Here is a 24251-nt window from a genome sequence, read left to right on the forward strand (position 1 = left end):
TTTCTCACGACATCGACCGGTGTGGCGGACGGGGCGCGCCGGAACCTGCCGGTTTCCGGCGCCGCCCTCGTACGGCCTGACCGGCCCGCTCGGCGCCGCCGCGGCCCGCGCACCGAGTCCGAGCCCGCGCACCCGGGCCCGTACGGCCGGCATCACAGCGGTCGGTCGTGGCCCTCCCAGTAGGGGTCGCGCAGTCGCCGCTTGTAGAGCTTGCCGTTGGGGTCGCGCGGCATCGTCTCGATGAAGTCGACCGTCTTGGGGCGCTTGTACCCGGCGAGCTGCCGTTCGCAGTGGTGCAGGATCTCCGCGGCCAGGGCGTCGCCCGCGACGAAGCCCTCGGCCGGTTCGATGACCGCCTTGACCTGCTCGCCCCAGTCGGCGTGCGGGATGCCGAAGGCGGCGGCGTCCGCGACGGCCGGGTGGGTGAGCAGGGCGGACTCGATCTCGGCCGGGTAGATGTTGACCCCACCCGAGATGATCATGTCGATCTTGCGGTCGCGGAGGAAGAGGTAGCCCTCCTCGTCCATCAGCCCCAGGTCGCCGACGGTGAAGAAGTCGCCGATCCGGTTCTTCCTCGTCTTGCCCTCGTCCTTGTGGTAGCTGAAGCCGCCGGTGTTCATCTTCAGGTAGACGGTGCCCAGTTCCCCGGCGGGCAGCCGGTTGCCGTCGTCGTCGAAGACGGCGAGCTCGCTGATCGGCCAGGCCCTGCCGACGGTTCCCGGCTTCTTCAGCCAGTCCTCGGCGGTCGCGAAGGCGCCGCCGCCCTCGCTCGCCGCGTAATACTCCTCGACGCAGCGGCCCCACCAGTCGATCATGGCCCGCTTGACGTGGTCCGGGCAGGGCGCGGCGCCGTGGATGGCGTGCCGCATCGAGGAGACGTCGTAGGCGTCCTTCGTTTCCTGCGGGAGGGCGAGGAGCCGGTGGAACTGGGTCGGCACCATGTGGGTGTGCGTGCAGGCGTGACCGTCGATGAGCCGCAGCATCTCCTGCGGGGTCCACTTGTCCATCAGGACCAGCGGGTGCCCGATGTGCAGGGCGGCGCCCGCGAACTGGAGCACGGCGGTGTGGTAGAGCGGCGAGCAGACCAGGTGGACGTTGCCCTCGAAGGGCCGGATGCCGAAGATGCCGAGGAAGCCGCCCAGGTACGTCTCCTCCGGGAGCTTGCCGGGCAGCGGGCGGCGGATGCCGCGGGGCCGGCCGGTGGTGCCGGAGGTGTAGTTCATGACCCAGCCCAGGGTGCGGCCCTCGGGCGCGCCCGAGGGCCGCCCGTCGAGGAGCTCCGCGTACGGCCTGAAGCCCGCGACCGCTCCGACGGCGTAGCGGTGGCTCGCGGGCAGGCCGGCCTCGTCGGCCGCGGCGGTGGCGGCGTCGGCGAAGCGCTCGTGGGCGATGAGGACCTTGGCTCCGGAGTCCGAGACGATCCAGGCGATCTCGGGGCCGACGAGGTGGTGGTTGACGGGAACGAGGTAGAAGCCGGCCTGGGAGGCGGCCAGGTAGGCGGTGAGGAACTCGACGCCGTTGGGGAGGACGACGGCGAAGACGTCGCCCTTCTCGAGGCCGGCTGCGCGCAGGCCGTGGACGAGGCGGTTGACGTCGGCGTGCAGCCGGCCGGCGCTCCATTCCTCGCCCTCGGGGGTCACCAGCACGGTGCGCCCGGGGTCGGCGGCTGCCTGGGCCCAGAAACCGTTGGGCGGCTGCTGGTCGGCGGCGGGGGTCGTGGACGTCGTGGCGGTCATGTCTGTCACGCCTCTCGGACTCGGCCGGCGATGCGGTTGATGCGGTCGATCGCCTTCTCGAACCCACTGGTGAGGTCGTCGAAGACGGCCTGGACGCTGCGCTCTTCGGTCATCCGGCCGACGATCTGCCCGACGGGGGTGCCGAGCAGCGGCTGGATCTCGTACTTCTGGATCCGGGACACGGCCTCGGCGACCAGCAGACCCTGGAGCGGCATGGGGAGGGCGCCCGGGCCCTCCGGGTCGTCCCAGGCGTCGGTCCACTCGGTGCGCAGCTGGCGCGCGGGCTTGCCGGTGAGCGCCCGGGAGCGGACGGTGTCGCCGGAGCCGGCGGCGAGCAGTTTCGCGGTGAGGGCGCGCGAGTGGAGGTCGGCCTCGGTGGTGGTGAGCCAGAGGGAACCGAGCCAGGCGCCCTGGGCACCGAGGGCGAGTCCGGCGGCGATCTGCTCGCCGCTGCCGATGCCGCCGGCGGCGAGGACCGGGAGCGGCGCGACGGCCTCGACGATCTCGGGGACCAGCACCATGGTGGCGATGTCGCCGGTGTGGCCGCCGGCCTCGTAGCCCTGGGCGACGACGATGTCGATGCCCGCCTCGGCGTGGCGACGGGCGTGTTTGGCGCTGCCGGCGAGGGCGGCGACGAGGACGCCGTGGTCGTGGGCGCGCGCGATGACGTCGGCGGGCGGGGAACCGAGCGCGTTCGCCAGGAGTTTGATGGGGTAGTCGAAGGCGACGTCGAGCTGATTGCGCGCGACCTGCTCCATCCAGCCGGTGATCCGCCAGCCGGAGGCCTCGCCCTCGGCGAGCTCGGGCACGTGGTGCTTGGCGAGGGTGTCGCGGACGAAGTCGCGGTGGCCGGCCGGGATCATCGCCTCGATGTCGGCTTCGCTGATGCCGTCGACGGCCTTCTTGGCGGGCATGACGACGTCGAGGCCGTAGGGCTTGCCGTCGGTGTGCGCCTGCATCCAGTCGAGGTCGCGCTTCAGGTCGTCGGGGGCCGTGTAGCGGACCGCGCCCAGCACACCGAAACCGCCCGCGCGGGTGATGGCAGCGGCGACCGCCGGGAAGGGCGTGAAGCCGAAGATGGCGTGCTCGACTCCCAGTTTCTTGCTCAGCTCCGTCTCCATGGGCGGCAGGATGCCGCAGCCCGGCGGCCGAGGGAAGAGATTTTCTGATGCAGTGTCAGATTCTTTACGGGCCGGTCGGTGCGGAGGGTGCCCGATGGGCGGGCAGATACCCACTACCGTGCGGATCGCCTGCGGCGCTGCTCGGCGGACAACGGGCCCCGGGCCCGGCCCCGGCGCGTGCTCCGCGAGCGGCGGGCGGCACCGCCGACAGCGGATTGCGGATTGCGGGCGGCGGGTTGCGGGTTGCGGGTTGCGGGATACGGACGGCGGGCGCCGGGTGCGGATGGCTGGCGGCCCGCGGACGCGGGATGCGGGTTGCGGGTTGCGGGTGCCCGGTACGGACGACGGATGCAGACAGTGGTGCGGGCGTGGGTGCGGGCGACGGGGTTGCGGACGAGGAGGGCCGGACATGGCAGCGGACACGGGGGCCGAAGCGGTGGCGGAGGTCGGCACGGAACGGACGGGCGGTACCAGCCGGGAACAGCCGCTCGGGCATTCCCTCGACGGCGGGGGCGCGTTCGAGGTCGCGCGCCGACAGGACTGGGCCCAGGACCGCGAAGGCACGGCCGAACCAGGCCGCCCCCGGGAACACGACGGCACAGCCGGATCAGGACGCGCGCGCGAGCACGAAGGCACAGTCGAATCGGGGCCCGTGCGGGAGCGGACGGACGGGGCCGGAACGGGGCGGGGGCTGACCCGGCGGCGGCTCGGGGCTCGGCTGCTCGCGCTCGGCGGGGTCCTCGTCCTGCACGCGGCGCTCCCGGGAGCCGCAGGCGCCGCGGGCGGCCCGGCCGAGCGGCGCGCGCTCCAGGGGCTGCGGCTGCGGTACGGGTCCGCGCGCCAGGCCGGGCTGCTGGAGAAGCACCTGGAGGGGGTCGCGGACGAGGCCCGGCGCTTCCTGGGCCCCTCCCCCGAACACCCCTACTACGCCGGCGCGGTGGTCCTCGCCGGCCGCGGCCGCACCATTGCCCTGCACCGCGCCATGGGCGACGCCGTGCGGTACGCGGACTACGACGGGCGGAGCGACCGGGTACGGGAGTTCCCGGCGGCCGAGCGGATCGCCATGGCAGAGGACACCGTCTTCGACCTGGCCTCGCTGACCAAGCTCTTCACCTCCATCCTGGCCGTGCAGCAGATGGAGCGCGGGCGCCTGGAGCTGGAGGCTCCGGTGCGCCGGTACCTGCCGCAGTTCACCGGGGGCGGCAAGGAGATCATCACGGTCCGTCAGCTCCTCACGCACACGTCCGGGTTGCGCTCGTGGGCACCCTTCTACCAGGAGTCCACCCGGGAGGGGCGGCTGAGGCTGCTGTGGTCGGTGAGGCCGCAGGAGACTCCCGGGAGCGTCTACCGGTACTCCGATCTCAACCTCATCACACTGCAGCTGCTGTTGGAGCAGATCACCGGTCGCACTCTGGACGTCCTGCTCCGCGACGAGATCACTGCTCCGCTCGGGATGCACCGCACTCGTTACAACCCACCGCTCTCGTGGCGCCGGGTCACCGCCGCCACCGAGGTGCAGCGCCCTCCCTGGTCCGGCCTGGACCGCGGGCTGGTGTGGGGCGAGGTCCACGACGAGAACGCCTACGCGCTCGGCGGCGTCGCGGGCCATGCCGGAATCTTCGGCACCGCCTGGGACCTGGCCGTCCTCGCCCGCACCCTCCTCGACGGCGGGGTCTACGCGGGCAAGCGCATCCTGCGCCCCGGCTCCGTCGAGCTGCTCTTCACCGACTACAACACGGACTTCCCCGGAGACGACCACGGCCTCGGCTTCGAGCTCTACCAGCACTGGTACATGGGCGCCATGGCCACCCCGCACTCCGCCGGACACACCGGCTTCACCGGCACGTCCCTCGTCCTCGACCCCTCCACCGACTCGTTCCTGATCCTGCTCGGCAACTCCGTGCACCCCGTACGCACCTGGCGGGCCGGAAGTGCGCCGCGCGTCGCCGTCGGCAACCGCTTCGCTCGCGCCGTCCCGGTCCGCACCCGGCACGGCGGCGCGGCCTGGTTCTCCGGCGTCCGGCCGGGCGCCTCGGGCACCCTCACCCTGCCGCCGCTTCGCCCGGCCACGGACGCCGCCCGGCTGCGCTGCGCCGTGTGGTGGGACACCGTGCCGGGCGAGGGCGCCCTGCACCTGGAGGCCTCGGCCGACGGGGAGCACTGGGAGCCGCTGCCCTTCAGCACGCTGCGCTCCACGGGCGGCGCCCCCGAGCAGTGGCCGCGGGGTTCCGTGAGCGGCTGGTCGGGCCGCATCTGGCACCGCCTCGAAGCGCCGCTCACGGCCGCCCGGGCGGGCCGTGAGGTGCGGCTGCGGCTGCGCCACACCGCGACCGGCCGCTACGTCGGGCGCGGGGTCTACGTGGACGTCGTACGCGTGGCGGAACCGGGCCGCCTGCTCTTCGCGGAGGACCGCCCCGCCGACGCCGACCGCATCGAGGCGATCGGCTGGACCCGGTCGGCGGACTGACCGCCCCTGTGCCCGCCCCTGCGGCTCAGTGCCGGACCAGGCAGAAGGGGTGTCCCGCCGGGTCCGCGTAAACCCGCCAGCCGCGCCCGTCAGAGCCGTCGAGCAGCGTCCCGCCGGCCGCCAGCACCTCCTCCTGCGCCCGGTCCAGGTCCGGGACACCGAGGTCCAGGTGGAACTGCTGCGGCCGGGCGGGATCGGGCCAGCGCGGGGGCACGTGGCCGGGTGCCTGCTGGAAGGCGAGGACCAGACCCGAGGCGGTGTGGAGCGTCGCCCACTTCTCGTCGAGCGACCAGCGCGGGTCCGGCCGGTTGACGGTCCCGCCCAGCAGGGACCGGTAGAACTCGGCGAGCGGTTGCGGCTCGGGGCAGTCCAGGACCACGCATTGCAGTTCAGCGATCATGATCGGATCCTAGGCGTGCCCAGTGGGGTCCCGGGGTGTCCTGTCCCGTCGATCGAGCGCGGCCCGCCGCGCCGCTTGCCGCGGGCGGCGGGCGGCGCCGGCTCCTGCCGGGCGGCGCCCGCCGGCCAGACGATCTCCACCGGTATCCCCCGCGCACGGGCCGCGGCCACCGCGTCGCGCGTCCCGCCCCGCCTGCCGCCGGGCCCTTGGTCCCACACCGCGACCAGGAGCTCGGCCCGGCCGAGCAGAAGCCGGTTGGCGGCGGCGTAGGCGTCCGTACCGGCCCTTCGGTACGGCATGACCTCGACCTCGGCTGCGGCCCGCAGGAGGCGGTCGAAGGCCACGGCGTCCGGGCCCTCCCGCAGGCGCGCCCGGTAGTCGGCCGAAGGGAGAACCGCCACCAGCCGCCCGCCCAGGGCGAGAACGGCGTCCCCGAAGACCGTGTCGGCGCCGGGGGCCAGGCAGGACATACCGGTGAGCTCCGCGGCCGGGTAGCGTGCGAGCACCGCGAGCAGCGCCTCCGCGACCGGCTGAATGCCCGCACTCGTAAGGTTCACGTGGCCGGTCACCGCGATGGTCGCCATGGCAGCGCTGCGCTCCGCTCCGAAGGATCGGCATCGTCGCCGCCCGGGTGGCGGCGACGTCCCCATCATGCGGCGCCGGTACTCCCCCGGCCAGAGGTTTTGCGGCCTGTCGGGACCGCGGCGCTGCCGGGTCCGTCCGTCGGCGGTGACCGCCGGTCAGCGGTCCGGGAGCGTCTTCTGGAGCCAGTCGAAGACGACTTCGCAGTGCAGCTGCGGGGCCATCGGGGAACAGTGCAGCTGCGCACCCTGGGCCGCCGTCAGTTTCAGGTAGTCCTTGGGCGAGGTGAGGGCGTCGTACATGCGGCGCGGCTGGCCGGGGTAGAACTGCTCGCCCTCGTAGTCCAGCACCAGGGTGGGGGCCTTGATCCGGCCGACGACATCGGTGATGGACAGCGCCTGGATCCGGGTGGCGGGGGTGTAGAAGTCGGTGAAGAGCTTGCCCCGGCGCGCTTCGAGCATGGCCGGTACGGAGAAGGGCTCGAAGCGCTTCTTCATCACGTCGGCCGCGTCCGGAGGCAGTTCGGGGACGACTTCCTTGTTCCAGATGTCGTTCGTCTCCTGCTTGTCGGGGGTGAGGATCTCCCGGATCTCGGGCGGGAAGCCCAGCCACGGCTCCACGCAGCCGGGCATGGCAACCAGAGCGGCGATCCGGGTCTCGAAAGCCGCTGCCCTCGGGGCGAGGTCGCCCGCCATGCTCAGACCCGTCAGCGCGATCCTGCCGGAGTCCACGTCGGGGCGGGCCGACAGCCAGTCGACGAGGGGCGTGACCACCTTCTCCCAGGTCGGCGTGAACACCACCTGATCCACGAAGAGCAACTGCCCCTGGCCCGGCCCGTCGTAGACGAGCGCGTTCCAGCCCCGGTCCAGCGCGGCGGGGACCCCGTAGGTCCACATGTCCACGTTCTGGCCGTCGCTCCCGTTGGTCAGGATCACTGTCGGGCGGGGGGTACCGCTCGTGTCGGGGCGGAAGAACCACACCGGCAGCGGCGTGCTCCCGTAGGGCACGTTCGCCTTCACCGGGGCGGGTTCGCACAGGTCGCAGAAGGCGTCCCAGGCCCCGCGTCCCGCCTTGTAGAGCTGCTCCTCGCTGGCGGGGTCGTCCGAACCGAGGACGAAGAAGAGTGCCTGGCCGTAGTACTGGGCGGCGCGCAGCGCCCGGAACCGCTTGCTCTGGCTGTCGGCCGGCGCACCCGGGGGCGCCTTGAGCAGCTGGTCGCCGAGGGCGCGGAAGGTCTTCACGTACGACTGGGCGCTCAGACCGGAGCCGTTGATCGCGTTCACGGCCGTGAGCACCTCGCCGACCTCGGCCGCTCCGGCGCCCGAGGCGCCGAGCGCGAGGAGTCCGTTGAAGTTGTACCCCGGATCCTTGAACAGGGTCATCACGCCCGGCGTGAGACCGCCGGCGGCCGCGGTGGCCGTGGGCGTGGCGGTGGGCGTGGCGGTGGGCGTGGCCGCCGGTGTGGCGGTACCGCTGGTCGCCGCCGCCTGAGCGCCGGGGGCGCCGCCGCGCGCGCAACCCGCCGCGAGGGCCGCACCTGCCCCGGCGGTGAGCAGGGCGCGTCGGGTGGGGCCGGAGTGCCGATCACCAGGTATGCGGTTCATGCCTCCGGAACGTAGCGCCGACCCGCTGCGCCGGCCTCCCGTCCCGTCCCGCTCCGTGCGCGGCGGGCGCCGGTCCCCGCCCCGGCCGTCGTCCCGAGCGGCAGGTGGCGGGCCGGTGTCCCGCCCGAGTGGCACGGCCTTCCGGACGCCGCCGGTCCTACGCCCGTCCGGGGGACGCGGGGCCCGGTTCCGCGCCCCGGCCGTCCTGGCGGAGCGGATGCGGTGTCCCTGCATGGGTTTGGGCCCCGACCGGCCGGGGGGAGGCCGGTCGGGGCGGGCCCGGGCAGGCCGGGGGGGGAAGGCCTGCCCGGGCGGATGAGGGTGGGCACGCGCAGTCCCACATATGGATGAACGGTCAACCACCCCGGGGGGTTCCCCGCCTCAGCGGCAGCCGCAGCGGCCGCCCCCGTCGGGGGTCAGGCCTCGGCGAGGACCGCGTCGAGCATCCGCCGGGTGATGGAGGTCAGCTCGGCGAGGTCCGGGACCGGGCGGGAGCGGGCGAGGGCACCGGCCAGCCGGTCGTAGAGGAGCCCGTCCGTCCAGGCGACCAGCAGTTCGGCGGCCTCCTCGGGCCGCTCGGCCCCGAGCGCGGCGAGGATGCCCGAGGCCCGGGCCCGGGCCCCCTGTCCCGCCCGGTGGAAGTCCGGTTCGAGTTCGGGGTTGCGGGCCGCTTCGAGGCTGAGCTCGAAGCGGGCCAGCTGGCGCTCGCGCCCCACGGTCAGCCAGCGGTGCAGCAGCCCGGCCAGCGCGGCCGCGGCCGCCTCCCGGCCCGCCGCCGGGGGCTGCGCCTGCGCTCCGGGACCACCGCCGGGACGGCCGCCGAGAACACCGGCGGGATGACCGGCGGGCTCCCCGGCCGGGTGACCGGCGAAATCGCTCCCGGGATCCCTCCCGTTCCCGGGAACGCCCCCGAGGCCACCGCCGAGATCACCGACGTCACCCAGGTCCAGCTCGGCCAGCCGCTGGTAGCAGGCCCCGATCAGGGCCGTCCTCGTACGGAAGTAGTACGAGGTGCTCCCGGCCGGCAGGTGGGCCGCGCCGTCGACCGCCCGGTGGGTCAGGCCCCGGAGACCGGCGGCGGCCACGAGGCCGATCGCGGTGTCGGCGATCAGCGTTCTGCGATCCGCGGTGGTGGACATCCACCCACTCTACAACTGTAGAGTGGGCCCATCGGCCTCTACAGCTGTAGAGGACCTGATGCATGTGAAGCACACGCGCAGACCGAAGAGGAAAAGGAGGACCCGACATGCCGGCAGTTCAGCGTCACGCGGTCGTGGCAGGCGCGGGGATCGGCGGCCTCACCGCGGCCGTGGCCCTGCACCGTCGGGGCTGGCGGGTCACCGTGTGCGAGCGGGCGGCCGGGCCCTCCGCCGTCGGCGCGGGGATCGTGCTCGCCCCCAACGCCCTGCGCGCCTTCGCCACCATCGGCTTCGACATCACCGGTGGGGCCGACCGCACCGTCCCCGCCGCGATGGGACTGCGCCGCCCGGACGGCCGCTGGCTCAGCCGCGCCGACACCGCGGCGCTGGCCGCCCGCTACGGCGGTCCGCCGCTGGCCCTGCACCGATCGGCCCTCGCCGAGGCCCTGGCCGCCGCCCTCCCGGCCGGATCGATCCGCTACGGCGTCGCCGTCACCTCGGTGGACGACGCCGACGGCTCCCCGGTGGTCCGTACCGGCGCGGGCGACCTGGGCGGTGCCGACGTCGTCCTTGCGGCCGACGGCATCCACAGCCCGCTGCGCCGCCAGTACTTCCCGGACCACCCGGGCCTGCACCACAGCGGGGAGACCGCGTGGCGCACCGTCCTGCCGACCGCCGCGGGCCGCGCCGAAACGTGGACCGCCGAGACCTGGGGCCGCGGCGAGCGCTTCGGTGTGGTCCCCCTCGCCGACGGCCGGATCTACGTCTACGCCACCGCCGTCGCCCCCGAGGGCCACCGCCCCGCCGACGTCCGCGCCGAACTCCTGCGCCGCTTCGGCAGCTGGCACGACCCCATCCCCGCCCTGCTGGAGCGGATCGACCCGGAGGCCGTGCTCCAGCACGACCTCTACGACCTGGCCGCCCCGCTCCCCCGCTTCCACCACGGCCGCCTGGCCTGGCTCGGCGACGCCGCCCACGCCATGACCCCCAACCTGGGGCAGGGCGGGTGCCAGGCCGTCGAGGACGCGGTGGTCCTCGCCCACCTGCTGGACGGGACGGGAACCGGCGGTGTTCCGGCGGCCCTGGCCGCCTACAGCGGCGCCCGCTGCGCCCGCACCGACGCCATCCGCGTCCGGGCCCGGCGCGCGGGCCGGGTCGCGGCCCTCACCCACCCCCTGGCCGTGGCCCTGCGCGACCTCGCCGTCCGCGCCACCCCGGCCCGGGCCGCACACCGGGCGCTGGACGACATCTTCGACGGGTTCACCCTTCCGGCCGGAATGGGCGGCGCACCCACGGGCGTTGGCACTCGTTGGTGAGGTTCGTTGACCGTTCTATCCGAAGGCAGGCGACACCCCATGACCACCGGAATCGACTGGGACCACCCGACCGACCCGCGGGCCGGGAGCTGGCAGCTGGAGCACGTCAAGCAGTACGTGGGCTCCGGCGGCACCGAGGGCCAGTACTGGAGAGGCACCCAGACCCTCCTGCTCACCACCGTCGGCCGAATCTCCGGCAACCCCGTGCGCACGCCGCTCATCTACGGCGAGGCCGACGGCCGCTACCTGCTCGTCGCCTCCAAGGGCGGCGCCGACGAGCACCCCCTGTGGTTCCGCAACCTGAGCGCGCACCCCGAGGTCCGCATCCAGGTCGGGGCACAGATCCTGCAGGGCACGGCGCGCACGGCGAACGCCGAGGAGCGCGCCGCGTACTGGCCGGTGATGGTGAAGCAGTGGCCCGCCTACGACGAGTACCAGGCCAAGACGGACCGGGAGATCCCGATCGTGGTGATCGAGCCCGCCGCGTAGGCACGGCGGCGGACCCGTCACCTCGGCGGCATCACCTCAGCCGCAGGTGCGTGCCACGCGCTCGAGCTCGTCCGCCCACACGGCCGGGTCCTGCGGGCCGACGTGCGGCGCGGCCAGCGACCGTACGTGGAAGCGGTTGCGCGGGGTCGCCTCGTCCGCCTCTCGGATCATCAGGTCCTGGAGTGCGGGCGGGATGGCCCGGTCCTCGCCGAACCGCAGGTACGTGCGCGGCACGCGCCCCCACCGGTCGGGCAGCCCGCGGGCGTCGGCGGCCCCGATCGCCGCGGATTCGTCCGGTTCGAGGATGTTCAGCAGGGTCCGCACCTGCGCGTCGGACCAGTCGGCCGCCAGCGCGTCCTTGATCACCGCGAAGAAGACGGGGTCACCGGAGCGCCAGTTGACCCGGTTCACGCCCAGCTCCGGCGGGGTCTTGAAGCCGGGGATCCGGAACAGGGCGCTGGAGGCGGCCTCGGGGGTCGTCATCAGCTCCACCACCGAGCGGTGGCGGGTCGGGCAGAACGCGGATGCGTACACCAAGTGGGAGATCAGCTCGGGCACTTGGTTGGCGACCGCGTTCAGTGTGACCCCGCCCAGGCTCTGGCCGACCAGGACGACCGGCCCGTTGCGGTGCGCGGCGCGCACGGCGTCGACCACGTGGGCCGTGAAGTCGGCCAGTGTCACCGCACCGATGGGCGACGGCTCCGTGGCGAGGCGCTCCAGGTCCTGCGGGGCCTGGTAGGAGACCGGGAAGTATGCGCCGGGCCCGTGGCCGGGCAGGTCCACCGCGATCGCCCGGTGGCCGCGCAGACCCAGCTCCCGCAGGACCGGGCTCCAGCCGTAGGAGTTGCTTCCGGAGCCGTGGACGAGGACGAAGACGGGTGCGCCCCGCCTCCGCGTGTCCGCCTGCGCGGCGGAGGCCCCCGCGCCCACCGCCGCGACCGCTCCGGCTCCGGCGACGGCGGCCTTCAGGACCCCTCGCCGTGACCGCCCGCCGGGGCGCTCCGCGCCACCGATGTCACTCACATCACTCGCGTTACGCATGAGTAACACCCTAGGCGCGGGACCCCACATGACCGGCTGATTTCGGACAGCCCGCGCGAGGCGTGCCGCGGCGCGCCCAGGGGCTGTCCGTCCGGACGGCCCCTGGGCGAAGGTATGCGGACCGGAACACCACAGCGGTGGGGCGTCACATGGACCGAACCCCACCGCACGAACCAAGGACACTGCCGTGCGCATACCGAAGCTCCTCATGCTCTTGGCCGCCGCCATTGTTCTGGCCGGATGCACCGGCCAGGAAGATCGGGCCTACGAGGCGGTATGGGAGCCGGACGACGCCTTGCAGAGGGCACAAGCAGCGCTGAAGGGCGACGATGCCTCGGCGCGGCGCGTACGGTTCGGTGCTCCCCACGTCGGCTCGGGCATGAACGAGAGACTGGAGACGAGCGGCGACACGTCCTACCGTCTCGATGTCGTCTGCGACAGCGCGGACGTTCCAAGAGTGACAGTCGCCCTCACCCGGGAAGCGTCGAAGAAGCAGGTCGAGGTCACCTGCGCAGGCACCGCAGGCAAACACCCCGTGCGTCTCAACTTCCCCGCGGGCCCACCCGTCACGGTGACAGTCGCAGCGGCACCGAGCGACGCCATGGGCCTGATCGTCTGGGAGCTCAAGACCATCGGCCCAGCAAACGTGCAGGGCTGCGCCGACGAGATCACGGGCTGCTAGCCCGTTTCCTGTGGATCTTCACTGGGCTTGTGCGGCCTGGATGCGGTGTCGGCATGACGACGATCCTGCGGCACGCCCGACCCGGATTCGTGTGGGATTGGTGGGCAGCCGGCCCGGCGGGGCCGCCGGGCCGGCCGGGCGTGAGGACGAACGCCGGCGGCCTGCAGCGACGTCGGCTGCGAGGTGGATCGTGGTGGTCCGTCCGACGCGGGAGCGTCCGAGGGTATGGTCGTCGACAAGACACCCCCCTCAGTGCCCCAGCACCGCCATCGCCGCGTTGTGGCCGGGGACCCCGCTGACGCCGCCGCCGCGGACCGCGCCCGCGCCGCACAGCAGGACGTTGCGGTGGGCCGTCTCCACACCCCACCGCCCGCCGCCCTCGTCCGCGTACGGCCAGGACAGGTCGCGGTGGAAGATGTGGCCGCCGGGCAGCCGCAGTTCGCGCTCCAGGTCCTGCGGGGTCTTCGCCTCGATGCACGGGCGGCCGTCCGCGTCGAAGGCGAGGCAGTCGGTGAGCGGTTCGGCCAGGTGCGCGTCGAGCTGGGCGAGGGTGGCGGTCAGCAGCACCTCACGGGCCTGCTGGTTGTCGTGTCCGAACAGCCGGGCCGGGGCGTGCAGGCCGAAGAGGGTGAGCGTCTGGTAGCCCTGCTCGACGAGTTCCGGGCCGAGGATCGTCGGGTCGGTCAGCGAGTGGCAGTAGATCTCCGAGGGCGGTACGGAGGGCAGTTCGCCCGAGGCGGCCTCCGCGTACGCCCGGGCGAGCTCTTCGTAGCCTTCGGCGATGTGGAAGGTGCCGCCGAAGGCCTCGCGCGGGTCCACGGAAGTGTCCCGGAGCCTGGGCAGCCGGCGCAGCAGCATGTTGACCTTGAGCTGCGCGCCTTCGGGGGCCGCGGCCGCGCCCTGCGCCGGGCTCTCGCCGAGGAGTTCGGCCAGGGCCCGCGGCGAGGCGTTGACCAGCACCGTACGGCCGACGACCCGGCCCTCCCCCGTTGCCGTGCGGAACACCACCTCGGCCGGGGCGACCCCGTCCGTGTCGATCCGAAGCACCTCGTGGCCGGTGGCGATGTGCGCCCCGGCCTTGGTCGCGGCCGCGGCGAGGGCGTCGGTGAGGGCGCCCATGCCGCCGACCGGCACGTCCCAGTCCCCGGTGCCGCCTCCGATGACGTGGTAGAGGAAGCAGCGGTTCTGCGCGAGGGAGGGGTCGTGCGCGTCCGCGAAGGTGCCGATCAGCCCGTCCGTGAGGACGACCCCGCGGACCAGGTCGTCGGCGAAGTTCCGTTCGACCGCCTGCCCGAGCGGCTCCTCGAAGAGCATCCGCCACGCGGCCTCGTCGTCGATCCGGGCCCGCAGCCCGGCCCGCGTGGGCAGGGGCTCGGTCAGGGTCGGGAACACCTTCTCGGCGACGCGCCCGGTGGTCCCGTAGAAGGCGCGCCAGCTCTCGTACTCCCGCTCGGAGCCGGTCAGCTTCGCGAAGGACTCCCGGGTGCGCTGCTCGCCGCCCCCGACGAGGAGCCCGCCGGGGCGCCCGCCGCGCTCGGTGGGCGTGTACGAGGAGACCGTGCGCCGGCGTACCTCGAACCGCAGGTCCAGATCGCGCACGATCTTCGCCGGGAGCAGGGAGACGAGGTAGGAGTAGCGGGAGAGTCTGGCGTCGACCCCGACGAACGGGCGGCTGGAGATCGCCGCCCCGCCCGTGTTGCCGAGCCGCTCCAGGACCAGCACCGAGCGGCCGGCCCGAGCCAGGTATGCGGCGGCCACCAGGCCGTTGTGCCCACCGCCCACGATCACGTCGTCGTACACGTCCCGCCCGAAGGTCGTCATGGCTCTTGGTAGCACACCTGGCCGAGTCGCTCCAGACAGTGCGCCTCGTCGGCGTGGGCCAGGGCCGTGTCGGGATGGTCGTCGCCGAAGGCCCGCTCGCGGATGCCGGAGAGGTCCCGGTAGATGGGCAGCGCCTCGTCCCATCGGCCCAGGCGTCCCAGTCCTCCGGCGAGTTCGCGGCGGCTGACCAGGGTGTCCGGATGCTCGGCGCCGAGCACCTCGGCGCGCAGCGCGCCCACCTGGCGGGCCTCGGCCACCGCTTCCTCCCAGCGCTCCAGGCGGCCCAGGTTGACCCCGAGGACGTGCCGGGCGCGCAGGGTCTCGGGGTCGGTGACCCCGTAGGCGCGGGTGCGGTCGCGGACCAGGCCCCGGAACAGGTCGAGGGCCCGGGCGACGTGCCCGGTGCGGCCGAGGGCGATGCCGACCTCGTAGCGGGCGGCCAGGGTGTCGGGGTGGTCGCGGCCGAGCACCCGGTCCCGTACGGCGGCGATCTCGCGGAACGCGGCCAGGGCCTCCTGCCAGCGCTCCAGGCGGCCGAGCGCGTACGCCGCCTCGTAGCGGGTCAGCAGGGTGTCGGCGTGCTCGGCGCCGAGCACGACCGCCCGGTCGGCGGCGACCTCGGCGGCGGTGGCGTGGGCGTCCGCGAAGCGACCCAGCGCACCCAGCGCGCAGGCCAGGTTGTGCCGGCAGCGCAGGGTGTCGGGGTGAAGCGGGCCCGTGGTCCGCTCGCGGGCGACGAGCACGGCGCGGTAGACGTCGTGCGCCTCCTGGTGGCGGCCGAGCCGGCCCAGTTCGTACGCCGTCTCCTGGCGCGCCGCGAGGGTGTCGGCATGGTCCGCGCCGAGTACCCGGGTGCGTCCCTCGGCCACGGCCGCATACCCGGCGAGCGCCTCCTCGGGCCGGCCCGCCCGGCTGAGGGCGTAGGCACGGGCGTGGCCGGCGTCGAGCGCGTCGGCGCCGTTGTCCCGCGGTCCGGCGGGGCGCGGGAATCCGTAGGCGGCGGTGAGCCGCGGGTCCTCGGCGGGCTCGGGGCGGACGATGGTGGCGCCGGGGCGGGCCGCGCGGTGCTCGCCGTCCGGGCGCGGCCCCGGCTGCCGGACACCGGGGCGCGCGGCCGTCCAGGAGCCGGTGAGCACGGCCCATGCACCGCTCGCGGGCCGTGCGTCGATGCCGGCCTTGCGGCCGGCGGTCATGCCGCGGGCCCAGGCCGGGAGCGGGGCCTGGGCGCCGGGCAGCCCGCCCGGTCCCAGCCGTGCCTCGACGAGCCGGCGGTGCACGTGGCGGGCGTCGCCCGGGCGGTCCTCGGGGCGCTTGGCGAGCAGGTCCAGGACCACCTCGTCGAAGTAGCCGGGCAGCTCGGGGCGGTGCTCGCGCAGCGGTACGGGCGCGTTGTCGCGGTGGCCTACCAGCACCGACCAGGAGTCGCCGAGGTCGAAGGGCGGGGCGCCGGTGGCGATCTCGTACAGGACGCAGCCGAAGGAGTAGAGGTCGCTCCGGTGGTCGACCTCGCCGCCCGCGATCTGTTCGGGCGACATGTAGTGCGGGGTGCCCATGGCCATGCCGCCGCCGGTGAGCTTGGCGGTGAAGCCGATGTCGTGGGCGAGGCGGGCGATGCCGAAGTCGCAGATCTTCACCGTGCCGTCGGTGAGCCGCATGATGTTGGCGGGTTTCAGGTCACGGTGTACGACGCCCTGGTCATGGGTGTAGCCGAGGGCGGCGGCCATCTGCTCGGCGATGTCGACGACCACGTCCACGGGGAGCGGGCGTGCGTCGTTGTCCTCCAGGAGCTGGCTGAGGTTGCGGCCCTCGAGGAGTTCCATGACGAGGTAGAGGGGACCGCCCGCGGCGCTGTCGTCGCCGAAGTCGTGGACGACGGTCACCCCGCGGTGCTGGAGCGACGCGGCCACGCGCGCCTCGCGCCGGAACCGCTCGCGGAGCACCTGGGTGAAGTGGGCGTCCTGCTCGGCGCCGATCGGCTTGAGGCACTTCACGGCGACCTGCCGGCCCAGCGATTCGTCGCGGGCGCGCCATACCTCGCCCATGCCGCCGCGCCCGATCAGATCGAGCGACCGGTAACGGCCCTGGATCAGTCTGGACTCCGCCATGTCTTAAAGCCGCCCCCGTTGTCGTGCTACGCCCTCCCCGGCCGATCCAGTATGGCCGCTGATGTACGCAGTGTGTACGGCGAGGGGCGGCTCCCGGGGCCCATGCGACGCATCGCTTTCAAGATGTGACCTGGAGGCAGCTGCCAGCGTAGACCTGCGGGAATGGTGCGCAGTGCGCGCCCGGTGAGACGCAGGCGCCGGGTGACGCTGCGTGGTGCCGGTGCGGGCCGCCCGTACAGCTGGTGCGCCCAGCCGGGGAGGGAACCGTACGCCAGACCCGCGATCGGTGGCCACAGCAGGTTTCGGCCACGGACGAGGCGGGGGTGGACGGGCGGACCGCGCAGGAAGTCGTCCACGGCGAGGGCGTCGGGGCCGGCGGCGAGCTCGGGGCGGACCCGGTCGAAGTAGGCGGCGAGGTCGGCGGTGCCGGCGGGGACCCCGGCCGGGTCGAGTCCGACGAGGCGGGCGTTGACTCGGTTCTCGTCGACGTAGCGGTCGGCCTGGGCGGGGGTGAGGGGGACGCCGGAGCGGCGCAGGACGTGCAGGAAGCTGTCGATCTGCGCGCAGTGGATCCACAGCAGCAGCGCGGGGTCGTCGACGGGGAAGCGTTCGCCGGTGTCCGGATCGGTGGCGGACAGTTTGCGGTGGATCGTCCGGACGCGCAGGCCCGCGCGTTCGGCGGCCTCGGTGGTGCCGTAGGTGAGGGTGCCGACGAAGTCGGCGGTGCGCAGCAGCCGTCCCCAGGCGTCGGGGCCGCCGTCCTGCCGGTCGAAAGCGGCCGAATTCTCCATGACCCCGCGGACGGCTCGCGGGTGGAGGGCCTGGAGGTAGAGCGCCCGGAGCCCGGCGATCCACATCATCGGGTCGCCGTGGCACTGCCAGGTGACGGACGACGGCCCGTACAGCCCCGGATCAGGCAGGGGGCCGGGTCCGGTCGCGGTGCTGCCCATCCGTACCTCCCCGTCGCAGGCGCCCGGCGGCTCCAGCCTACCGATCCGGGGCGGCCGTCAGCGATACGTATGGACCGGGCCCATGACCGTCAAGGTCCCGTCAGGGGGCGGGGCGCGGGGTGTGGTGGCGGGGATAGCTTCGGCGTCACCGACCGAACGAACCGAGCGATCGAACCGAAGACCGGTCGTCGAAGGCCGGTCGTCGAAGGCCGGTCGTCGAACGCAGATCGCGGCCCCTCCAGGAGGACCCCATGTGCCTGATCCAGTACGCAGAGGACCCCGAACCCGAGGAACCCGGGCCGGCGGCCCCCGGACATGCGGACCCCGAACCCGTGGAACGGGTCCCCGCCGGGCTCCTGTACGTGCCCGTCCGGCCGGGGACCCGGGAGGTGACGCTCCGGATGTTCCGCACCCCGCTGGGCCACCGGACCGCTGTCGGATTCACCCGCACGGAGCTGCTGGCCACGACGCTCGGGCCGCACGCCCCCTGGATCCGGCTCTCCGCCTCCGCGCTCCGGGCGCTGGCCGCTCCCCTCGGCGCGTCCCTCCTGACGATCGACCCGACCTTCTCGGCTCCCGCCGCGACCCCGGTGCCGGAGCGCACCGGCAGCGGCCGGTCCGTGGTCCGCGCACGCTGAGAGGGATCACCATGACCACGACCGAACTCCGCGGGGTCGCCACCACCGACGCGGACGACCTGTCCGTCTGGCCCGCCTCCACGGACCGCCTCCCGCACGGCGGACTGGCCGTCGGCGGGGTGTCGCTGGCGGAGCTCGCCGACCGGTTCGGCACCCCGGCGTACGTGCTGGACGAGGGCGAGGTGCGCGCACGCTGCCGGACGTACCGCGACGCCTTCCCGGAGGCCGAGGTCCTGTACGCCGCCAAGGCGTTCCTGTCCCGCGCCATGGTGCGCTGGGTCGGCGAGGAGGGCCTGGGGCTCGACGTGTGCTCCGCCGGCGAGCTCGAACTCGCCGTCACCGCCGGATTCCCGCCCGAGCGGATCGTGCTGCACGGAAACGCGAAGTCGCCCCACGACATCGGGGCGGCGCTGCGGTTCGGCGTCGGCCGGATCGTCATCGACGGCCCGTCGGAGATCGCGCGGCTGGCCGCGGCGGTGGGGACGGGCGGCCGTCAGAAGGTCCTGGTCCGGGTGGTCCCCGGCGTCTCGGCCGGCGGCCACGACAAGATCCGGACGGGGACGGACGACCAGAAGTTCGGCCTGTCGGCGGGCGACGGCTCCGCGCAGCACGCGATCGCCCGCATCCTCGGCCAGCCGCAGCTCGACCTCGTCGGCCTGCACTGCCACATCGGCTCCCAGATCACCGGGACAAAGCCGTACGTGACCGCCGTGCGCCGGATGGTGGGGCTGATGGCGCAGGTCCACCGGTCCCACGGCGTGGCGCTCGGCGAACTGGACATGGGTGGCGGGCACGGGGTCGCCTATCGTCCGGGGGAGCCGGCCCTCGACACGGTCGCCCTCGCGCGCAAGCTCCGTACGGAACTGGTGGCGGGCTGCGCCGCCGCGGGGCTGCCCGAGCCGCGGCTGCTCATCGAGCCGGGGCGCGCCGTCGTGGGCCCGGCGGGGGTGGCCCTGTACCGGGTGCTGGCCGTCAAGCACACCGGGGAGCGGGTGTTCGTGGCCGTGGACGGCGGGATGAGCGACAACCCGCGGCCGGCGCTGTACGGGGTCCGCTACGCGCCCCGCCTCATCGGCCGCCGCCCGGCGGCGGATTCCCGTACGGCCACGGTCGTCGGCCGCCACTGCGAGGCGGGCGACATCCTGGCCGCGGACGTTCCGCTGCCCGCCGACATCCGGCCGGGCGATCTGCTCGCGGTCCCGGTGGCGGGTGCGTACCAGCTGTCCATGGCCTCGGCCTACAACCTCGTGGGCCGCCCGCCGGTGATCGCCGTGCACGGGGGAACGGCGCGCCTGCTCGTGCGGCGCGAGACGCTGGACGATCTCCGCCGCCGGGACGTCGGAGCCTAGGGGGTGCCTCGTCGACCGGGCTGCGGCGGCATAGAGTTGCGGCGTGCAGCTCTACACGATCGGCGAGGCCGCCCAACTCCTCCGCGTCAGCACCGACACCGCCCGCCGCTGGGCGGACGCGGGCCGCTTCCCGACCGTGCGCGACGGCAACAAGCGCATGGTCGAGGGCGTGCACCTGGCCGCGTTCTGCGTGACGCTCGCCCGGGAGGCCGCGGAGGGCGACGGCGAGTCCTCCACCTCGGTGCGCAACGCGCTGCCGGGGATCGTGACGGCGGTGACGCTCGGCGAGGTGGCCGCCCAGGTCGAGATCCAGGCCGGCCCGCACCGCGTGGTCTCGCTGCTGACCCGGGAGGCGGTCGAGGAGCTCGGTCTCGCGGTCGGCGTGCAGGCCGTGGCCCGCGTGAAGTCGACCAGCGTCCACATCGACCTCGGCTGAGGCCGGCTCGGACCCTTCGGGGCGATGAGGCCGGCCGGCATCCGCAGCAGGGTCCGTTTCCGGAACGCTCATGTACGGGATCGTGCCTGCCGACCCACCGGTGCTGCCGGATCCGGCAGGCGCCTCCTGGGCTCGCGCGGGGGCACGGGCCGCATGTGAGGGTGCCGTGGCGGGGCAGGGATCATTGCCGCATGTCCGGAGAATCGAACATGCTGTCAGGCCTGTGGCCGCTCGTACCGTCCGGCGCGACCGACTGGCTGCTCGAGCTGTGCGGCGACGGCATCACGGGGTTCATGCCGCCGGCGATGCCCGACTCGGTCTGGGTGCTCAATGCCATGTACGAGCACGAGCGGGGTCCGGCCGAGGTGTCGTACCACGAGTACCGCCAGGCGCGTGTGGCGGACGGGAGCATCCAGCCCCACGTCTTCGCCGGTATCGACCTCGAAGTGGGCATTGCCACGGGGGGCGGACTGGCCGCGCCGAGCATCCCGGACGCGGCTGGCGGCGGTTGCGCTGGGCGGAGCTCGCCCGGCGCACCGGCGATCCCGTCGTACCCGACGGGCTGCTCCCCTCCCACCTCTGCTTTCCGTCGGCCAAGAAGGCGGGCAGCTGGCCGCTCGGCATCGTCCCGCCCACCGAGGGGAGCCTGGACCGCGACACCTGGAACGGACTGATGGCGGTCCTCACCGAACACAGCGCTGCCGGCCCGGACACCCCCTGCCTGGCGTACTACAACCCGCTGATGCTCGCGGCCGTCGACTTCGACAACCTCCATGTTCAGGCCGGCCGCCTCGAAGACGCCGGGGTCCTCTACGACAATCCGGTGGCCGGCTTCAGCCCCTCCAACCTCTGGGCACAGGACCGCTCATGGGTCATGTGCACCGACTACGACCTGTGGGCCACCAAGGTCGCTGGCCCCCCGACCCTCATCCAGGCGCTGCTCAATGACCCAGGGATCGAGGCCGTACGGCTGCCCTGGGCACCGTGACGGCCGGGAGCCGCCGGCAGATCCCATCGCTCGCGCTGCTGCCGAGGTGTTGCCGGCGATGGGATTCAACACGGCCCACGCTCGGACCAGTTGTCAGGTGCTCCCTGACGGCTTATGTTGTCAGGACCACCCTGACAACTGACATCATGGGAGAGCGCGCCGTGGCACTGTCCGACACCCTGGCCGAGCCTGCCCGGTGCTCCTTCTGCGGCAGGCTGAGCACCGAAGTCGGCAAGCTGATCGCCGGCCCCGGCGTGCACATCTGCAACGAGTGCGTGGCACTCTCCGCGTCGATCATCGACGGGAGCCTCGGCGACACCGCGCGACCGCGCGTGCCGGTCTGGGAGTCGATGGCCGACGAGGAGATGCTGGGTCACATTCCGCGTGTTGCCGTGCACATCGACCAGGCGGAGGCGGACCTGCGCTCGTGGGTGCAGGAACTGCGCCGACGGGGCGTCACCTGGACCAGGATCGGCGAAGCCCTCGGGATCACCCGCCAGTCCGCATGGGAGCGGTTCTCGGGCGAGGAGTGACACCCGGCGTCGGCCGGTTGAAGGGACTGCCGCACCGGATGGGCACACTGCCGCTTCGCCGCCGAACCTGCGTTCCGCGAGCCCGTCGGCGTCGGTGTGGCCCAAACCCGCCCAGATCCTCCAACATCCCTGCAGCACAATGGGATTGAAATGGACCGGCCCCCGTCGCCGCTGGATTCCTTGCGTGGAGCGATGCGGTCGACGCTGCCGAGCGCCCCGCCCCACCGGCTTCGGGCCGGCGTCGCCCGGGCCGCCGCCCGGGCACGTTCCGCCTCGGTCCCCTTCTCGGATCCTGCTCCGGTGATCGCCATGCGGAACGCCGGCATGCGACGGCCGGGGCCCGGGTCCGGTCCACCGCGTGGCAGGGTGAAGGCATGACGACGCACCACGAGCACTCAGTCCCGCCCCGCTCCGGGCCGTGGCCGGACACCGCCACGGCCCACATGGACCTCGTCGCGGCGAAGGAGCTCGTGTACGACCCCTGCGGATTCACCTGTTCTCAGCCGGTCCCCGAGGCCGAGGGCGCCGACTACGCCGCCCACGCCTTCACCCTGGACGGCCTCGCCGTCCGGTTCCGCGCGGCCAAGACGACCCCCACGAAGGTCGGCCAGTTCGTCACCGTCTGGAAGCGGTCCGCTGCCGGGCCCATCGCGCCGTTCGACACCACGGACCCCGTGGACCTCTTCGTCATCGGAGTCCGCGACGAGCACCACTTCGGCCAGTTCGTCCTCCCCATGGACGTACTCCGCCGGCACGGTGTCGTCTCGACGGACGGCGTCGGCGGGAAGCGCGCCTTCCGCGTGTACCCGCCCTGGGTGACCACCGCCAACCGCCAGGCCGACCGGACGCAGACGTGGCAGCTGGAGCACTTCCTGCGCCTGCACCGGGACGAGCCCGTCGACCTGGCCCGCGCCCGGGAGCTCTACAAGTGAACCGGCCGGTCAGCGGCACGCTCCATCACGTGGAGCTGTGGGTGCCGGACCTCGACCGCGCGGTCGCCTCGCTCGGCTGGCTCCTGGAGGCCCTGGGCCACACCCCTTACCAGCACTGGGCCGACGGCCGCAGCTGGCGGCTCGGGCCGACGTACCTGGTCGTGGAGCAGTCCCCGGCCCTGACCGCCGACCGGCACGACCGCTGCCGCCCGGGCCTGAACCACCTGGCCTTCCACGTCGAGGACGCGGCGGCGGTCGAGCGGCTGGCCGAGGAGTCGCAGCACCACGGCTGGCACCTGATGTTCCCCGACCGCCACCCGTACGCCGGCGGCCCACAGCACTGCGCCGCCTACCTGGAGAACGACGACGGCTTCGAGATCGAGCTCGTCGCCCTCCGTACGTGACACATCCAGAGCGCCGCATCGCAGACGCGCAACGCGCTGACGATTGCGGTAGATCGGCGGACTGGGTAAGGCCGCCAGGCCACGGCGAAGGCGCCCGGGTGTCACGGCGAAAGCGCCCGGGTACCTCAGGACGGCGGCGCGCTGTTCCCGCACCTGAGCGGCTCGCCGACCGTGTGGCGGTCTCGGCCCGCGGGCTCAGGCGAGGGCGGCGACCAGCAGGGTGAAGGCGGCGATGATGACGGCGACGCGGACGTAGTGGAAGCGCAGCCAGCGGTTCATCTGCTCCTTCCAGTCCTCGGGCCGGTTCTCGGGGGTCCACGTCTTGTTCCGGTTGTTGATCGGGACGAGCAGCAGAACCGACATGATCACGCTGAGGATCAGCAGCGCGCCGGCGGTGATGACGAGGCCGGCGCCGTGGTGGTGCCATCCGGCGACGGCCCAGACCGCGACGAGCACGAGCGAGGTGATGTACCAGACCGGCATCACGGCGCCGAGCATCCGGCCCCCGTGGGCGTGGCCGAGCTGGCCGCTGTCGCCGGGGAGGGCGTTGAGGATCGGGTTCATGACGAAGGCGACGGAGAACTCCACCCCCACCATCACGCCGACGACCACGACGGTGAACACCTCAAGTGCGTTGAGCATGATGACCTCTCCAGTGATCTAGCGCTGCTAGCTGTTGAGGCAACGCTAGCGCTACTGCCGCTCGATTGTCTAGCGGTGCTAGGATCGAGTCATGTCGGTACAGGAACGCAAGCAGCGCGAACGGGCGGAGCGTGAGCGCCTCATCGTGGCGACGGCCCGCGAACTCGCCGAGCAGCAGGGCTGGGACGCGGTCACCACCCGCCGGCTCGCCGAGCGCATCGAGTACAGCCAGCCCGTCCTCTACAGCCACTTCCGCGGCAAACGGGAGATCATCGGCGCCGTCGCCCTCGAGGGCGCCACCGAGCTGGCCGCGGCGGTGCGTGCCGCGGCGTCCAGGGCGAACGGCCCGCGTGAGCGGGTTGCCGCCCTCGCCCACGCCTACCTCGACTTCGCCGAACGCCATCCGGCCGTCTACGACGCCATCTTCCAGCTCGACGGAGGTCTCGCGTACGCGCAGGAGGACACCCCGGAACAGCTCAAGGACGCCTTCTCCGCCCTGCTGGAGAGCCTCGGCGACGTCGCCGGGGACGGCGTCCACCCGGGACTGTTCACCGAGGTGTTCTGGGCGGCCCTGCACGGCGTCGCGACCCTGACCCGGGCGCGACGGCTTCCGCCGGAGGACACCGGGCGCAGGGTGGAGCTGCTGGTGGAGCGGCTCGCCGAGTTCTGACCCACCGTCCGGGCGGACGGGCAGCCGGGGTTCTTCGACGATCTTTCGCGACTGGACGTGCTCAGCTCTGCCGCTGCGGATCAGCACTCCGCCGGTACATGCCGGGCGGGGTCCTGTGCGTACGTTCGAACGCGTTGGCGAAGGCGAACTCGGATGTGCAGCCGACCTGGGCGGCCCGTCCTCCGATGTCTTCCCGAGCAGGCCGC

The 24251-nt window shown here is 73.4% G+C and carries 23 protein-coding genes; 12 read left to right on the forward strand and 11 right to left on the reverse strand.

Translation table 11 applies throughout. The features are described 5' to 3' along the window. Positions 1-152: 152 nt before the first annotated feature. Positions 153-1736 carry an acyl-CoA synthetase gene (locus OG444_RS04820; RefSeq protein ID WP_327260919.1) on the reverse strand — a complete coding sequence of 528 codons (1584 nt, stop codon included), beginning with the start codon at positions 1734-1736 and terminating at the stop codon, positions 153-155. Between the two features lie 5 nt (positions 1737-1741). Beyond that, positions 1742-2857 (reverse strand): NAD(P)H-dependent flavin oxidoreductase, encoded by a 1116-nt coding sequence (locus OG444_RS04825; RefSeq protein ID WP_327260920.1) that lies wholly within the window; start codon positions 2855-2857, stop codon positions 1742-1744. Between the two features lie 409 nt (positions 2858-3266). Here OG444_RS04825 and OG444_RS04830 point away from each other — a divergent pair, with 409 nt between their 5' ends. Next, the gene (locus tag OG444_RS04830; RefSeq protein WP_327260921.1) at positions 3267-5324 is read left to right on the forward strand and encodes a serine hydrolase domain-containing protein; all 2058 of its coding nucleotides are present in this window, start codon (positions 3267-3269) and stop codon (positions 5322-5324) included. 25 nt (positions 5325-5349) lie between these two features. Here the strand turns inward: OG444_RS04830 and OG444_RS04835 are convergent, their stop codons facing one another. From OG444_RS04835 to OG444_RS04850, 4 genes are all read right to left on the reverse strand, one after another. Beyond that, positions 5350-5724, reverse strand: coding sequence for a VOC family protein (locus OG444_RS04835; protein WP_327260922.1), 375 nt, complete (start codon positions 5722-5724; stop codon positions 5350-5352). Then, complete coding sequence (locus OG444_RS04840) at positions 5721-6308, reverse strand: hypothetical protein (RefSeq protein WP_327260923.1); 588 nt, start codon at positions 6306-6308, stop codon at positions 5721-5723. Before OG444_RS04840 ends, OG444_RS04835 begins: the two co-directional genes overlap by 4 nt. A gap of 156 nt (positions 6309-6464) precedes the next feature. Further along, on the reverse strand, positions 6465-7910 hold the full coding sequence (locus OG444_RS04845) for an alpha/beta hydrolase family protein (RefSeq protein WP_327260924.1): 1446 nt from the start codon (positions 7908-7910) through the stop codon (positions 6465-6467). Positions 7911-8326: 416 nt separating this feature from the next. Next, positions 8327-9049, reverse strand: a complete 723-nt coding sequence (locus tag OG444_RS04850) for a TetR/AcrR family transcriptional regulator (RefSeq protein WP_327260925.1) — start codon at positions 9047-9049, stop codon at positions 8327-8329. A gap of 107 nt (positions 9050-9156) precedes the next feature. On the opposite strand from OG444_RS04850, the gene OG444_RS04855 reads away from it, so the two are divergent. Beyond that, on the forward strand, positions 9157-10365 hold the full coding sequence (locus OG444_RS04855; protein WP_327260926.1) for an FAD-dependent monooxygenase: 1209 nt from the start codon (positions 9157-9159) through the stop codon (positions 10363-10365). A 39-nt stretch (positions 10366-10404) separates the two neighbouring features. Beyond that, on the forward strand, positions 10405-10854 hold the full coding sequence (locus OG444_RS04860) for a nitroreductase family deazaflavin-dependent oxidoreductase (RefSeq protein ID WP_327260927.1): 450 nt from the start codon (positions 10405-10407) through the stop codon (positions 10852-10854). A 36-nt stretch (positions 10855-10890) separates the two neighbouring features. On the opposite strand, the gene OG444_RS04865 is transcribed toward OG444_RS04860, so the two are convergent. Then, positions 10891-11895, reverse strand: a complete 1005-nt coding sequence (locus OG444_RS04865) for an alpha/beta fold hydrolase (RefSeq protein ID WP_327260928.1) — start codon at positions 11893-11895, stop codon at positions 10891-10893. Between the two features lie 187 nt (positions 11896-12082). Between OG444_RS04865 and OG444_RS04870 the strand changes: the two genes are divergently transcribed. Beyond that, positions 12083-12577 carry a hypothetical protein gene (locus tag OG444_RS04870; protein ID WP_327260929.1) on the forward strand — a complete coding sequence of 165 codons (495 nt, stop codon included), beginning with the start codon at positions 12083-12085 and terminating at the stop codon, positions 12575-12577. 249 nt (positions 12578-12826) lie between these two features. Here OG444_RS04870 and OG444_RS04875 read toward each other — a convergent pair whose 3' ends face one another. Genes OG444_RS04875 through OG444_RS04885 form a run of 3 tightly spaced genes read right to left on the reverse strand, consistent with a single transcriptional unit; the run spans position 12827 to position 17453 of the window. Next, the gene (locus OG444_RS04875) at positions 12827-14398 is read right to left on the reverse strand and encodes a phytoene desaturase family protein (protein ID WP_327260930.1); all 1572 of its coding nucleotides are present in this window, start codon (positions 14396-14398) and stop codon (positions 12827-12829) included. After that, positions 14395-16503 (reverse strand): serine/threonine-protein kinase, encoded by a 2109-nt coding sequence (locus OG444_RS04880; protein WP_327260931.1) that lies wholly within the window; start codon positions 16501-16503, stop codon positions 14395-14397. The genes OG444_RS04875 and OG444_RS04880 overlap by 4 nt, the downstream gene beginning before the upstream one ends. A 26-nt stretch (positions 16504-16529) precedes the next feature. Beyond that, positions 16530-17453 carry an oxygenase MpaB family protein gene (locus OG444_RS04885; RefSeq protein WP_327260932.1) on the reverse strand — a complete coding sequence of 308 codons (924 nt, stop codon included), beginning with the start codon at positions 17451-17453 and terminating at the stop codon, positions 16530-16532. A gap of 251 nt (positions 17454-17704) precedes the next feature. Here OG444_RS04885 and OG444_RS04890 point away from each other — a divergent pair, with 251 nt between their 5' ends. The 7 genes from OG444_RS04890 to OG444_RS04920 all read left to right on the forward strand — a co-directional run bounded on the left by OG444_RS04890 (position 17705) and on the right by OG444_RS04920 (position 22733). Continuing rightward, on the forward strand, positions 17705-18091 hold the full coding sequence (locus tag OG444_RS04890; RefSeq protein WP_327260933.1) for an SAV_915 family protein: 387 nt from the start codon (positions 17705-17707) through the stop codon (positions 18089-18091). Positions 18092-18102: 11 nt separating this feature from the next. After that, positions 18103-19440, forward strand: coding sequence for a diaminopimelate decarboxylase (gene lysA, locus OG444_RS04895; protein ID WP_327260934.1), 1338 nt, complete (start codon positions 18103-18105; stop codon positions 19438-19440). Between the two features lie 43 nt (positions 19441-19483). After that, positions 19484-19876: a TOBE domain-containing protein gene (locus OG444_RS04900; protein WP_327260935.1), complete on the forward strand. Its 393-nt coding sequence runs from the start codon at positions 19484-19486 to the stop codon at positions 19874-19876. Between the two features lie 508 nt (positions 19877-20384). Then, a complete protein-coding gene (locus OG444_RS04905) occupies positions 20385-20864 on the forward strand; it encodes a hypothetical protein (RefSeq protein WP_327260936.1) in 480 nt (159 codons plus the stop codon). 146 nt (positions 20865-21010) lie between these two features. Then, positions 21011-21397, forward strand: a complete 387-nt coding sequence (locus OG444_RS04910; protein WP_327260937.1) for a ClpX C4-type zinc finger protein — start codon at positions 21011-21013, stop codon at positions 21395-21397. A 374-nt stretch (positions 21398-21771) separates the two neighbouring features. Next, entirely contained in the window at positions 21772-22329 is a 558-nt protein-coding gene (locus OG444_RS04915) for a MepB family protein (RefSeq protein ID WP_442810454.1), read from the forward strand. Then, positions 22326-22733, forward strand: a complete 408-nt coding sequence (locus OG444_RS04920; protein ID WP_327260938.1) for a VOC family protein — start codon at positions 22326-22328, stop codon at positions 22731-22733. The genes OG444_RS04915 and OG444_RS04920 overlap by 4 nt, the downstream gene beginning before the upstream one ends. 195 nt (positions 22734-22928) lie before the next feature. Here the strand turns inward: OG444_RS04920 and OG444_RS04925 are convergent, their stop codons facing one another. Next, complete coding sequence (locus OG444_RS04925) at positions 22929-23375, reverse strand: DUF1772 domain-containing protein (protein ID WP_327260939.1); 447 nt, start codon at positions 23373-23375, stop codon at positions 22929-22931. 91 nt (positions 23376-23466) lie between these two features. Here OG444_RS04925 and OG444_RS04930 point away from each other — a divergent pair, with 91 nt between their 5' ends. Further along, a complete protein-coding gene (locus OG444_RS04930; protein WP_327260940.1) occupies positions 23467-24045 on the forward strand; it encodes a TetR/AcrR family transcriptional regulator in 579 nt (192 codons plus the stop codon). Positions 24046-24251: the final 206 nt, after the last annotated feature.

Origin of the sequence: Streptomyces sp. NBC_01232, from assembly GCF_035989885.1 — a bacterium.
Taxonomy (GTDB): Bacteria; Actinomycetota; Actinomycetes; order Streptomycetales; family Streptomycetaceae; genus Streptomyces.